Consider the following 13,162-nt stretch of genomic DNA (forward strand, 5'->3'; position numbering starts at 1 on the left):
ATACCAAGTATCAAACCGCCCTACACATATTTGGTTTGTCGAAACAATGTTCAGTTTTCAAAGGTCTACCAAGTTATTTGCTCTCGCAAACAACTTAATTATTATACCATCTAACTGATATGATGTCAACAAGAAGTTTGATTTAACAACGTTTCTCGTTAATCCGCTGTTCCAATGGAGCAGCTTATTTAATATATCATTTCATCATCATGCTTGTCAACAACTAATTTCAATCTTTTAAATTGGTCTAGTTGGTGAATCGCCGTGACAACGTATATAACTATACCAACCACAGCTTGCCCCGTCAACTAAAATCGCCAATAAATGTAAATTATTTTCAAAGCCGAATGGTATTTATGAAAACATGAAAAAACGACCGAGTTAACCGGTCGTTTGGCCAGGGCACGCCTGGAGATAGTTCGCGTCAATTATTGCTTTCTTTGTAAAGCCGGCACAACGCCAACCAAGAAACTCATGCCGATGACCGCATCGATCCCGGCGCAAATCCAAAACAGAACCGGGAAAGACGCAAACTGGGCGATCACCGCGCCACCCATGACCGGACCCAGGGCCTTTCCTAAGGAAGAAAAAGCGTTCACCAGTCCCTGGTACTTACCTTCATTGCCAACCGTGTACAAATTGATCAGTGCGGGGACCCCTGGAACGTAGACGGCCTCCCCCACCGTGAGCAGGGTCATGGCCGCAAACAAGACCACCACGCCTGATTCACTAGTTAATAGAAGAAAAGAGCTGCCAATGGCAATCAAACCACCTAGGATTTGCCACGGTAAGACCTTACTACGACTGACTTTTGCCATCACTGCTTGGACGACAATTAAGAGGATGCCGTTGTACACCCAGAGGTAGCTGTACAGTTTAATCCCTAAGCCCTCATTTTGGATGTAGACGGAAACGTTGCTCATCCATTGCACGTAGGTCAGCCACATGAACACCAGGCTCAATAGGATAATAACCAGATTCGTGCGGGAGAGCTTGCCGCGGGCTGGCGTGGCAGTCGTCGCCGTGGTGCGTGCCGTCTGTTTCGCCGGTGCCGGTGCTGCCGACTGTCGTTCAAAGCTGCTTGCCCGCCAGCGCCACAGAATAGCGGCCAACCCGTAGCACCCCAGCAACAACCCGAAGATGGGCCGCAAGCTGTTATGGTAGAGAATCCCGATGCTGGCGGTCCCAACGACCAGGCCAACGTTGATAAATATGTAGAGTAAATTGAACAGGCGCCCGTCCAGATGACTGAGTTGCGCCGTCATGGCGGTTATCAGCGTCAGCATGCCCCCGGTCAGGAGACCGAAGATGACCAGGACGATGGGGTACGCCACGATGCCGTTCCAGAAGAAACCGACTAGCGCATCCCCAATCAACCCGGCCAGCATCCCCACCCCCACCGTTTTAGCCGAGTAGCGATCCGTCAAGACGCCGCCCAGGTAACCGCCGAGCACGTTACAGCCGGAGTACGCTGCCAGGATCAGCCCACTCTGGACTAAATTCAGGTCCAGGTCGCCGTGTAAATAGATCGTGGTCAGTGGCCACATGACGCTATAGGCCGTGTTCACCAGGAATCCCAGCAACAGGAGCGGCCACATTTTTCGTATCAATTTTAACATTGCGTTGTTTGCTGCCTCCTTTGCGCTTCCTCATTGTGCCCAGTCTATCATGTTTGGCGGGGTCCTTAAAAGGGGGGCCAACACATTTGCCATTCTGTCGCCTCATTTCTGCGGTTATGGGCCTTTCAAATTGGCACGGCGGATTTCCACCCATTTGAAAGCGTCTTCATTCACCCAATCCCCCTTTATGGCTTGCTTATTGGGCGAAAATCAACTAAATTTAAGGGAGGTCTGGATTCATTGAACTTTTGAATCAATACTTAATAGGAGGACACAACATGGGTAACAGCAAAAATAATAACAATGCCGCACCAGCCGATCTGAACGATCAGATGCAGGTTCGTCGGGATAAAATGGAAAATTTACAAGCACAGGGCATCGCGCCTTTTGGGCATCGCTTTGATCGCACTGACGACAGTCAATCACTCACTGAAAAATACGACAAGTATGACAAAGAAGAGTTGATGGAAGACAAACATTATGTTGCTGTTGCGGGTCGGATTACCGGTAAGCGGGGCAGTGGTAAAGCCGGCTTCATGGATTTACTCGACAGAACTGGTGTGATCCAAGGTTACGCGCGTCAAGATGAACTGGGCGAAGACAAGTACGCCCTCTACAAGACGTTAGACTTAGGGGACTTCATCGGCGCCAAGGGTTACGTCATCAAGACCAATACCGGCGCTTTGACCCTGCGTTTCACTGACTTCGAATTCTTATCAAAGGCTTTGCGGCCATTACCAGACAAGTACCACGGTCTGACAAATCCTGAAACCATCTACCGTCAACGGTACCTGGACTTGATCGCCAACCACGATAGCTTTGACCGCTTCATCAAGGTGACCCAGATCAAGAAGGCCATTCGTGAATACTTGGACGGCCAAGGTTACTTGGAAGTCGACACCCCCGTCCTGCAAACGGAAGCCGGTGGCGCCGAAGCCCGGCCATTTGTCACCCACTCCAACGCCTTTGATATTCCTTTATACTTGCGGATCGCAACGGAACTTTACCTGAAGCGCCTGATCGTTGGTGGGATGGAAAAGGTTTACGAACTGGGCAAGGACTTCCGGAACGAAGGAACTGACCTGCGCCACAACCCTGAATTTAACATGGTTGAAGTCTATACGGCTTACGCAGACTACAACGACGTCATGGACTTGACGGAAAACATCTTCCGTTTCGTGGCCAACAAGGTTAACGGCTCTGGTAAGGTGACCTACCAAGGCAAGGACATCGACCTCGACTCCGATTTCAAACGGGTGCACATGGTCGACGCCGTGAAGGACGCTACCGGAATTGACTTCTGGCAACCAATGTCCGTTGAAGACGCTAAGAAATTAGCTGACGAAAACGGCATTCACTGCGAACCTTACTGGACGGTTGGGCACATCATCAACGCCTTCTTCGAGGAAAAGGTCCAAGACAACTTGGTTAACCCAACCTTCATTTACGGTCACCCGGTTGAAATTTCACCGCTGGCTAAGAAGAACCCTAAGGATCCACGGTTCACTGACCGATTCGAACTCTACATTGATGGGAACGAATACGGCAACGCCTTTACTGAATTAAACGACCCAATCGACCAAAAGCAACGTTTCGAAGCCCAAGACGCAGAACGCGCCGCTGGGAACGAAGAGGCGCACGGGATCGATACGGATTACGTTGAAGCCATGGAATACGGCATGCCGCCTACTGGTGGTCTCGGTATCGGGATCGACCGGATGACCATGCTGCTGACGGACGCTGCTTCCATCCGCGACGTGATGCTCTTCCCAACCATGCGGCCAAACGCCTAACCACGAAAAGAGGCAATTGAATGAGAGCAAACCAACTGATTGCGCTGCTCCAGGAACACGACTTGTTGCTGGGCACCACGCTACCTTCAGCTGACGTCGACTTTGCATCGTTAGCGTACGATTCACGCAAGGCCAGCGCCAATGGCCTCTTCGTCTGCAAAGGCTTCAATTTCTCAGTGGACTATTTACAATCGGCAATCACTAATGGGGCAACCTGTTACTTGGCCGAAAAGGATTACCACGTTGACGTGCCGGTCATCCTGGTCAGTGACGTGCGCAAGGCCTTGTCCTTGGCCGCCCAACTCTACTTTGGCTTCCCGCAAAATGACCTGTTTCTCATTGGCTACACCGGGACCAAGGGGAAAACGACCTCGACGTACCTGACCACGAACATCTTAAGCCACGCGTTTCCACAACAAGTGGCGATGTTCTCAACCATCAATCACATCATCGGCCCCAAGCCAGAAGACCAATTCAAGGCCCACCTGACCACGGCGGAGTCGTTTGACCTCTTCCACGAAATGCGCCAAGCCGTCGACAACGGCAGCAAGGTGTTGGTCATGGAAGTCGCCTCCCAGGCTTACCTGCTGGACCGCGTGTACGGATTGACGTTTGACGTCGGTATCTTCTTAAACATCTCGCCCGATCACATCGGGGTCAACGAGCACCCGAACTTCGCCAACTACCTCTTCTGCAAAATGCAGCTGATGATCAATTCGCGTAACTGTATCATTGACGCGGACATGGACCATTTTGACGAGGTTTACGCGGCGGCTAAGGTCTCCACGGATCCCGATCACATTTTCACGTACGGGTTCGCTCAGGATGACGCCACGCTGGCCATCACCAGCAGTACGGCGACCTTGACCGACAGTACGTTCACGCTGACGACGCACACGACCGACGCGCGGCTGCAGGAACTCGCAACCACGTATCACGTGTCCGTGCCGGGTGATTTCAACCAAAGTAACGCCACGGCTGCCATTCTGGCGAGTCGCTTGGCGGACGCTGCGGTGGCTGACATGCAATTTGGGCTGGCCAATACGACCATCCCCGGGCGCATGGAGTCGATTACCACCAAACATCACGGGACCATCTACATTGACTACGCCCATGATTGGGGCAGTATGAACGCCCTGCTGAGCTTCCTACACACGCAGTTCCCCGACCACCAGATTACCGCCGTGCTCGGCAGTACCGGTGACAAAGGTGAAGACCGTCGCGAAGGCTTTGCCAAGGCGCTGAACGATTACGCGGATACCGCTTTTCTGACGACGGACGATCCGGGTCACGAGGACCCAATCGCCATTGCCAGGGAGATTGACAGTCGGATTGACCACGATAAGGTGCAGACGACCATCATTCCCCAACGTGAAGACGCCATCCGCCACGCCATTACCAGCGCCACCAATCACGATTTAGTCGTGCTGGCCGGTAAGGGTGAGGACGCATATCAAAAAATTAATGGCGTCGACACGCCTTACGCTTCCGATCCGGTCGTGGCTGAGGACGTCATCGCCGGGTTGGCGGACGAACAGTAATTATCTAAATTGGTCGTTGACTGCGCCTCCGGGCGGGTGAAAACTGGGCCGGGACGCTGTGGGCGAACGTGCGGAGCCGAAGTGCGGTCTTCACACTTACTTTGAGCCGCTAGCGCGTCTCAAAGGTATCAATTGCCTAAGCGACGAAGGTCGTCACTAAGGCAATTCCCACGGCTGTGCCCATTGTCACCCGCCCTGCGGCTTCGACGGATTTAGATTGTTATTGTTGTGTGCTGACGGTATTTATACATTGTCACTGAATTTTAGTGAAACCAATTAAAAACGAGCCAGTCGGTTCTTCCTGTGTGGGAGAATTGACTGGCTCGTTTTTTGTTGGGGATTAATACTTTGGCATTGTCGTGTGTTCAAGGAAGTTCGGAACTCAGTCAGTTTGAAGTGACTTTACTCAACCACTTGTCCCAATTTTACACACAGCATGGTACTTTGTGTGTAAAATCGGGACAAATCTGATCACGTGCCGTCGCTGTTGCCCTGAAAACACAGAAAGAGATGGCATCCCTCAATATCGAGGACGCCATCTCTTTTGATTGGACTTCAATCCAATCAGTATTTACCGGCGACGATGCTTCCGCCGCTTTTTTTGACTGTATTTAATCTGCTTAATGTGTTTCTTATGCGTCAGTTGCCGGTCGGTCGTGAACAATTCGCGACTGGTTGTCGGGTGGGCGCGCAAGTATTCTTGCGTGAAGGCGTCCACGGCTTTGGCATCATCGGCGTCGATATTCTGCGCCTGCATCGCGGTGGTCAGGTCCTCAAAGAAGCTTTCCAGCTTCGGATCGTACATGGTAACTAGCGCGGTGTGGTGCTCGCTGACCCAGTTCTCTAACTCGGTTGCGGCCGGCAGTTGGTTCTGCTCGTCCAGGTAAGTGAACAACGTCGTCAGCGCAAATGGCACCAGGTTGAAGAGTGCCGGTACCCGATCCTCTTCATCTAGTAAATGGGTGAAGGGACCAAACATGATTTCGCTTAACGTTTGCACGTCCCAGTCTTTTGGCTGTTGTCCCTTACCGGTAATCATTAATTCAGCGGTCGTGTGGACGATGGTCACGAAGTTCTGGCGATCACCTGCGGCTAAATTGGCCACATCTGACCGATCAATCATCGCTGCAACCCACTGCTCAACCAGCGCCACGACGCCTTCGTAGGCTTCTTGCTCACCGGCCGCATCGCCATGCTTTTCAACCAACGTGGTCCGTGCGGCTTTCAACGCGGCATCTAACGCTTTGAGATTGGCCAATTTTTGCGCCTTAAAGTAAGCTGCTAAGACGGGCACGACCGCGACAAAGTACAAGTGGGGTTGGTCCACCATGGTTGGCAGCGCGGCCAAAGTCGCCGTCACCTGTTGTGGCGTCCAGTCCCCCTGCGCCATGTTGACGGTCTCCCGAACGTGCAGGACGTCTGCCAAAATGGTCGCGGCGTATTTCTGTTGATTAGCTGATAATGAAGCCAACCGTTGCGGCGTCAAGAATTCTGCCGGCGTCAACGATTTGGCGGTTGCATCTGATTGTTCCATCACGCGTATTCCCCTATCTTGAATCCATTACTTATATTATAGAGAAGTTGCGGGAGAAAATGCAAATCTAGCGGGAAAACGGCCTTCGAATCCACCAAAAAACGGGCCCCCTCCCCAGGACCCGCCGCGTTCACCTATTACTTATTCTTCTCGTTTGCGGAAATGGAAGTCACGACCGCCATAGTCCTCAACGTATTGATACAGAATCAGTTCCATCACCGAAATCGTCGAAATTCGTGAACTAATGTCTGTGTTATTGACGGTGACCCCGTCCGTGAAAATGTAGAAATTAATATCGCTCAAATTTTGAATCGTGTTGTTGTCCGGCTCCGTGATCGATACGAGTAGCGGCCGTGGCTGCATATCCACGAGCCGGCTCATGTTATCCAGCATTTCCCCGTCGGACCCTTCGTACGTCAAAATGAAAACGAGCGCGTCACCGTCAACCTGGTTTAAGGCCTGCTTGCGGTAATCGTGGTCGCGTGGGTAGTGGGTCTTGAAACCGGCCATCGTGTATAAATATTCAATATATTCCACGGCGTGCTTGCTGACCCCCTTGGCGAAGAAGAACACGTCAGGGTGTTGTGCCAGCTTTTCAACCACTTGGTGGAGGCGGTTGGGTTGAATCACGTGAATGGATTCCGCAATATTCTTCAGGTATTCCTCCCGGTAGTCCGTCTGCTTCACGACAAACGGCGTGGCTTGGTCGGCTTCTTTCCGGTTGATCAACGTAAATTTGATAACCGTGGTAAATTCACTGAATCCGGAAAAGCCAATCTTCTTCACGAACCGCAGAAACGTGGCCGTGGAAACGAATGTGGCTGAGGCGACCTCCCGAATACTCTTGTTCTTGATCTGGTCCATATTTTTAACCACGTAATCGAAGAGCTTCTGCTCGTTAGGGGTCAAGCTTCCCAAATGGGCGTTGACGATTTCAAAAAAATTCATGCTTATTTTCCTCCCGTATGATGCCCCGGAACGCCGGCCGCAATCGTATGAATGTTGCCGCCACCGGTTAAAATCTCAGTTGCAGGGACGTCGACGACTTGGCGGGTCGGGTAAAGCGCAGCCAGTTGTTCGTGCGCCACGGCATCTTGCGGATCGTCAAAGGTCGGCATCAGAATCGCCTGATTCGTGGTGATGTAGCTCACGTAGCTGGCGGTTAAGCGCTGGCCAGCCACCCGGGGCAGCATGCCGTTGATTGGGTCAACACCATTGGCTTCTGCTTCGCTCAGCGTCAAGACCCGGGGCGTCTGCAGTTTATGAATTTTAAAATGGCGGCCCCGGGCATCGGTCACTGCAGTCAGCCGTTCGTAGGCGTCTTCACTGATTTCGGCTTGCGGGTCGCTGGTATCGTCCGTCCAGGTCAAGACGACTTCACCGGGCGCCACGAAGTTCAGCATATTATCAATGTCACCATTGGTTTCATCCATAAAGTAGCCCTCTGGCAACCAGATGGTCTTGGTCACGCCAAGGTAGTCGTGGAAGATTTTTTCGGCATCCGCCTTGGTCAGTCCGCCGGGGTTCCGGCCTTCCGACAACACCACGCTCTCCGTGGCAATCAGCGTTCCCTGACCGTCCACGTGAATCGCGCAACCTTCCAGCACGGCAGCCACTTCGTACACGGGAAATCCCTGTAAGTCCGCAACCTTTTTACCGATTTGATTATCTTTATCCCAAGGGAAATACAGCCCATCTAAGAGGCCACCCCAGGCGTTAAACTGAAAATCAACCGCCCTGATGTCCCCAGCATCGTTGACCACGTAGAATGGCCCACAATCCTTCATCCAGGAATCATTACTACTCATTTCGACGACACGAACCGCCGGCGATAAACTTGCCCGCGCGTGGTTGTACTGGTCCTGGTTGACCAACATCGTCACCGGCTCAAATTGGGCAATCGTTTCAGCTAAACGGGCAAAAGCCTTTTGGGCTGGCTTGCCCCCTTCGCGCCAGTTATCTGGTCGTTCCGGCCAAATCATGTAGCTCGCAGCCTGGTCCTCGAATTCGCCAGGCATGTGAAAGCCGTCTTGTGCGGGTGTTTCTGCTAGTCTCATATTACTCACTCCGATTGTTTTTATCATTATTATGTTTCAGGTTAAACTGTTCGTTGCCAGTGCCTCCGGGATGGTGAAAATGAGACCGGACCGCTGTGGGCGAACGCCTGGAGCCATAGTGCGGTCTCCGGGCTTATTTTCACCATCCCTGCGGCCGACACAGGTTTAGCCCTGAATCCGTGAATCATGCTTTTGCCGTGCTCTGACTATGAATTAGCCAAGCTCCAATCCATCCGCTTTAAGTTCTTCACCATTTTACACTAAATTGATTCGTAAGACCCGTCGAATTTTAATGACCTGAATCACCAGCAAATTAGCCAAAATGATGGACAACTAGCGGCATCAACCTAAGTCGATACCGCTAGTCGGATGTTATCTGAATAGGTTCTTGGCAGTAAATACAACAACCCACGGGCCAAACACGTGTTAGCCGCAGGGAGTGGGCAAATAGGCTCAGCCGTGGGAATTACCTTAGTGGCGATTTTGGCCGCTTAGGTAATTGGTATCTTTGAGACTCGGGTTTCGAGGCTCAAAGTAAGTTGGTAGACCGCCTTTTGGCTACCAACGTCCGCCCACAGCGGCCCGGTCCTATTTGCCCACTCCCGGAGGCGCAGCTAACGCCTAGTCATCCCCACTAGCCAAATCCAACCATGAGACCCAAGTAACCTGCAGCGCCCGTGTAAGCGACCAGAGGCGGGTCAACGTTTCCAGCTGTGTCGATGGTCTTAGCTGAGTGATTTGCTCAGGTTAGACCATGGGCCGACCTTGGAACCTCACGGGTTCCAGTGAGGTTCCAAGGCGAGGCGGAAGACCGCCCCTCAGGCTGAAGCCGGGCCCCACAGCAGGAAACGTTGACCCCGCCGCCGGGAGCGTCAGAGCAACCCCCAAGGTTACTTGCGGATGATGGTGCCGGAACCGTTTTCCAGGAACTCGCCCACGTTGGCCAGCGAGGTAATCACGACTTGCCCCTGCGGCTGGTTGTTCACAAAGTCCAAAGCCGCTTGGATCTTCGGGAGCATGCTCCCCTTGGCAAATTGGTTCTCGGTAATGTACTGGTTCAGTTCCGCTGACGTGACGTCGGTCAATTGCTTTTGGTTGGGCTGGTTGAAGTTCACGAAGACGTGGTCAACGGCCGTCAAAATGATCAAGAGGTCAGCGTGGACAAGTTCTGCCAATTTTTCAGAGGCAAAGTCCTTGTCAATCACGGCTTCGCGGCCGACCAATTGGTTGCCTTCCTTGACGACGGGCACACCGCCACCCCCTACGGAAACGGGAATGATATCGGCATCGACTAACGCGTTGACCACTGCGGATTCCTTGACGTCGATTGGCTTAGGTGAAGCCACAACGCGCCGGTATCCCCGGCCAGCGTCTTCCACGTACACGTTGTCTGGGTGTGCGGCCTGTTCAGCGGCCACTTCATCCTTGGTGTAGAAGGGACCGATGGGCTTGCTGGGATCCGTGAAGGCTGGGTCATCAGGAGAAACCTCCACCTGGGTGACCACCGTGGCAACGTCTTTTTTCAGGCCTTCATCAGCCAGAGCCTTGTCCATGGCATTTTCTAACCAGTAACCGATGCTCCCTTGGGTCATGGCAACTGCCGTGTCCAGTGGCATTGCGGGATTCTTGGCCGTGCTGCCGGCGGCTTGTTGTAAGAGTAAGTTGCCGACTTGCGGGCCGTTTCCGTGAGAAATGATCAGCTGGTCACCCTGCTTGACGAATTTGACCAAATATTTAGCCGTGTCTGCCAGCGCCGCCTGTTGGGCTTCAGCTGAGGCATCATTGGCTAAGATCGCGTTGCCGCCTAAAGCGACCACAATTTTACGTTTTGACATGTTTACTTCACTCCTATTTTATAAAAATCATGATTAACCGAGAAAAGAGCCTGGGTTTTTCCCAGGCTCTTTTTTGGATTTCCAACTTTATATTGTTGAAACGTGCGACCAAAGGCAGCTGACTCCGCTTAAAACTGGTAGCCAAACAATCCAAGCCCGGGATTATTCGGCTACCAGCCTTAATGCTCGCCAGCTAACCGCCTTTTGTCCCACTCTTTTCCCGTTTCAAAATTTAAGCTTCAGGAACCTGTTGCGTGATGCAGTGGATGTTCCCACCACCGAGTAAGACTTCACGGGCAGGAACGCCGACAACTTTACGGTCTGGGTAAAGTTCTTCTAACGTGGCCTTAGCCTTCTCGTCGGCTGGGTCGCCGAACAGTGGGAAGACAATGCCGCCGTTAGCCGTGTAGTAGTTGACGTAGCTAGCAGCTAAGCGGTCGCCAGCAGTCCGTGGCAAGGTGCCGTCAACAGCGTCAACGCCTTCGCTTTCTTCCTTGGTAATGGTGATTGGCTTTGGCAAGTAGAGCTTAACGACCTTGATTTTCCGGCCCTTAGCATCCGTAGCGTTTTCCAAAATATCCAAGTTTTCTTTAGAAATCTTGTATTGGGGATCGTTCTTGTCGTCCGTCCAAGCCAGGGCAACGACGCCGGGCTTAACGAAGTTGGCAATGTTGTCCACGTGGCCGTTGGTTTCGTCCAGGTAAATCCCGTTCTTCAACCAGATAACCTTCTTCAGGTTCAGGTTTTCCTTCAGAACTTCTTCAATCTGTTCTTTGGAAAGCTGTGAGTTCCGGCCGTCGGATAATAAGCATTCTTCGGTGGTAATCAGGGTGCCTTCACCATCAACGTGAATGGAGCCACCTTCCAAAATGAAATCGTCTAACCGGTAACGGTCAACGTGTTCCAGTTCGGTCATCTTTTCAGCAACCCGGTCATCCTTGTCCCATGGGAAGTAGAGGCCATCAACCAAGCCACCCCATGAGTTAAAGGTCCAGTCGACGCCACGCATGTTGCCCTTGTCGTCTTTGACAAAGGTTGCGCCACAGTCGCGAATCCAAGAATCATCGTTAGACATTTCAACCACTTCAACATTGGCTGGCAACAGGTTCTTCGCGTTGGCGTATTGGTCATCGTTAACCCCGACCGTCACGTGTTCAAACTGAGAAATCGCCTTGGCAACTTCAACGAACGTCTTTTGGGCAGGCTTGCCACCGTTCCGCCAGTTGTCTGGACGTTGGGGCCACAGGATGTAAACACCCTTGTGTTGTTCAAATTCACCGGGCATGCGGTATCCGTCTTGCTTTGGTGTACTATCTAACGTCTTCATAATTGGTTCAGCTCCTTATCAAATTTAGTTGTTTTCTTTCGGTGTTGCTGAGACAGATTCTTGATCGGTCGGCTGGTGGTGTTCCGCGTAACGAACCACAATTTCACCAACGACTAACGTGATGATGACCCCAATCAGAACTGGCATCTTGGCCGCGATTTCGCTAGCAGATGAGTTCATTGGGAAAATGGAGAAGATAATCGTTAAAATTAAGAGGACTTCTGGGACCCAAGTCATTAAATTGATCATAACTTTGCCACCAGGAACCTTAAATGGCCGTTCTGTGTCTGGATCTGACTTCCGTAATTTCCAGAATGCTGGGAATAACAGGGTGTAGGACAACAGTAAAGCGACAACGTTTAAGGAGAAGAAAGCCCAGAAAATGTCTTGGTTCGGAATGAATGGTGCGGCAATGACTAAGACGGTCGCAATAATCCCGTTCAAATAGCCAGTTCCGATTGGCATGCCTTTGGCGTTTTCCTTACCGAAGATTGCTGGTAAGGCGCCATCTTTCCCGGCGTAGTCGGCAACGTAGTTAACCCCTAACGCCCAGGATATCATTTCTGAAACTAAGATGTACAGGAAGAAGATACCGATTAGCACGACGAACCAGTTCATGTGACCAATCAACAGAACAAAACTGTCGATGAGACCACTGGAAGCGGATAATTTGTCAGTAGGAATCGCAGCCCCCATCCCGAACGCGCCTAGTAAGTAGAAGAAGGCAATCAGGATACCACCATAGATGATGGCTTGGGGAATCTGTTTCTTCGGGTTGTCCATGTCGTCAGCCATCGTGGCCACAACTTCAAAGCCTAAGAAGTTGAAGATGATGACGGACAAGTTGGTCAAGCCAGACAGGTTGAATTGTGGCATCAACGTGTGTAACGTGAAGGTGTTGGCCACCCCACGCGTCATAGCCACGTAGATTCCCAAGCCGCCCAACGCCAGAATCGTGAAAATCTTGGTGAAGGCCGCTAAGTTCATGATCCATTTGCTTTCCGAAACGGGTTGGTTCCCCATCAGGACAACCACCCAAACGAAGATCAGCTGGACCACAATTGACCCGAACGTGTTGAGTTTGATATTAAATATCTGGTCACTGACTTGGACAAAGAGCACAGCCAGACTAGCCATCCACAATGGATAGTTGATCCAGTAGAGCCAAGCCAACCGGCCACCCCAACGTTGACCAAACGCCTTGCGGACCCAGTCATATAAGCCACCGTCCCCGGTGTAGGTTGTCCCCAACTCGGATGAAATTAAACCATACGGGATGAAGAACAAGATTAATAAGAAAATCCACCAGAAGAACTGCGACGGGCCGATAGCAGCCGCCGGAGCGACCGATTCCACGACCATGATGACAACCACCGACATTAAGACGGCGTCAAAGAGTCTAAATTTTTTCTTTTCTGTTTGCACGATCCTATCTCCTTAGTCCGCTATCCTTGTT

The 13,162-nt window shown here is 51.7% G+C and carries 9 protein-coding genes; 2 read left to right on the forward strand and 7 right to left on the reverse strand.

Features of this window, described 5'->3' with window-relative positions:
- Positions 1-428: 428 nt before the first annotated feature.
- Entirely contained in the window at positions 429-1,619 is a 1,191-nt protein-coding gene (locus EKM99_RS09575; RefSeq protein ID WP_125583199.1) for an MFS transporter, read from the reverse strand.
- A gap of 278 nt (positions 1,620-1,897) precedes the next feature.
- On the opposite strand from EKM99_RS09575, the gene lysS reads away from it, so the two are divergent.
- Both lysS and EKM99_RS09585 read left to right on the forward strand, forming a co-directional pair.
- Positions 1,898-3,412 carry a lysine--tRNA ligase gene (lysS, locus tag EKM99_RS09580; RefSeq protein ID WP_125583200.1) on the forward strand — a complete coding sequence of 505 codons (1,515 nt, stop codon included), beginning with the start codon at positions 1,898-1,900 and terminating at the stop codon, positions 3,410-3,412.
- 20 nt (positions 3,413-3,432) lie between these two features.
- Positions 3,433-4,953, forward strand: coding sequence for a UDP-N-acetylmuramoyl-L-alanyl-D-glutamate--2,6-diaminopimelate ligase (locus EKM99_RS09585; protein ID WP_125583201.1), 1,521 nt, complete (start codon positions 3,433-3,435; stop codon positions 4,951-4,953).
- 571 nt (positions 4,954-5,524) lie between these two features.
- Here EKM99_RS09585 and EKM99_RS09590 read toward each other — a convergent pair.
- From EKM99_RS09590 to EKM99_RS09615, 6 genes are all read right to left on the reverse strand, one after another.
- A complete protein-coding gene (locus EKM99_RS09590; protein WP_125583202.1) occupies positions 5,525-6,487 on the reverse strand; it encodes a hypothetical protein in 963 nt (320 codons plus the stop codon).
- A 141-nt stretch (positions 6,488-6,628) separates the two neighbouring features.
- Positions 6,629-7,435, reverse strand: coding sequence for a MurR/RpiR family transcriptional regulator (locus tag EKM99_RS09595; protein ID WP_125583203.1), 807 nt, complete (start codon positions 7,433-7,435; stop codon positions 6,629-6,631).
- A gap of 2 nt (positions 7,436-7,437) precedes the next feature.
- Positions 7,438-8,544, reverse strand: a complete 1,107-nt coding sequence (aguA, locus tag EKM99_RS09600) for an agmatine deiminase (protein ID WP_125583204.1) — start codon at positions 8,542-8,544, stop codon at positions 7,438-7,440.
- A gap of 890 nt (positions 8,545-9,434) precedes the next feature.
- Complete coding sequence (gene arcC, locus EKM99_RS09605; protein WP_125583205.1) at positions 9,435-10,379, reverse strand: carbamate kinase; 945 nt, start codon at positions 10,377-10,379, stop codon at positions 9,435-9,437.
- A 232-nt stretch (positions 10,380-10,611) separates the two neighbouring features.
- Positions 10,612-11,706, reverse strand: a complete 1,095-nt coding sequence (aguA, locus tag EKM99_RS09610) for an agmatine deiminase (RefSeq protein WP_125583206.1) — start codon at positions 11,704-11,706, stop codon at positions 10,612-10,614.
- Between the two features lie 24 nt (positions 11,707-11,730).
- On the reverse strand, positions 11,731-13,131 hold the full coding sequence (locus tag EKM99_RS09615) for an APC family permease (protein WP_125583207.1): 1,401 nt from the start codon (positions 13,129-13,131) through the stop codon (positions 11,731-11,733).
- Positions 13,132-13,162: the final 31 nt, after the last annotated feature.

The sequence above is a fragment of the Levilactobacillus cerevisiae genome (assembly GCF_003946245.1).
GTDB lineage: Bacteria > Bacillota > Bacilli > Lactobacillales > Lactobacillaceae > Levilactobacillus > Levilactobacillus cerevisiae.

Coding starts and splice junctions, on each gene's coding strand:
- EKM99_RS09575 (WP_125583199.1), bottom strand. CDS start 1,619: ATGTTAAAATTGATACGAAAAATGTGGCCGCTCCTGTTGCTGGGATTC.
- lysS (WP_125583200.1), top strand. CDS start 1,898: ATGGGTAACAGCAAAAATAATAACAATGCCGCACCAGCCGATCTGAAC.
- EKM99_RS09585 (WP_125583201.1), top strand. CDS start 3,433: ATGAGAGCAAACCAACTGATTGCGCTGCTCCAGGAACACGACTTGTTG.
- EKM99_RS09590 (WP_125583202.1), bottom strand. CDS start 6,487: ATGGAACAATCAGATGCAACCGCCAAATCGTTGACGCCGGCAGAATTC.
- EKM99_RS09595 (WP_125583203.1), bottom strand. CDS start 7,435: ATGAATTTTTTTGAAATCGTCAACGCCCATTTGGGAAGCTTGACCCCT.
- aguA (WP_125583204.1), bottom strand. CDS start 8,544: ATGAGACTAGCAGAAACACCCGCACAAGACGGCTTTCACATGCCTGGC.
- arcC (WP_125583205.1), bottom strand. CDS start 10,379: ATGTCAAAACGTAAAATTGTGGTCGCTTTAGGCGGCAACGCGATCTTA.
- aguA (WP_125583206.1), bottom strand. CDS start 11,706: ATGAAGACGTTAGATAGTACACCAAAGCAAGACGGATACCGCATGCCC.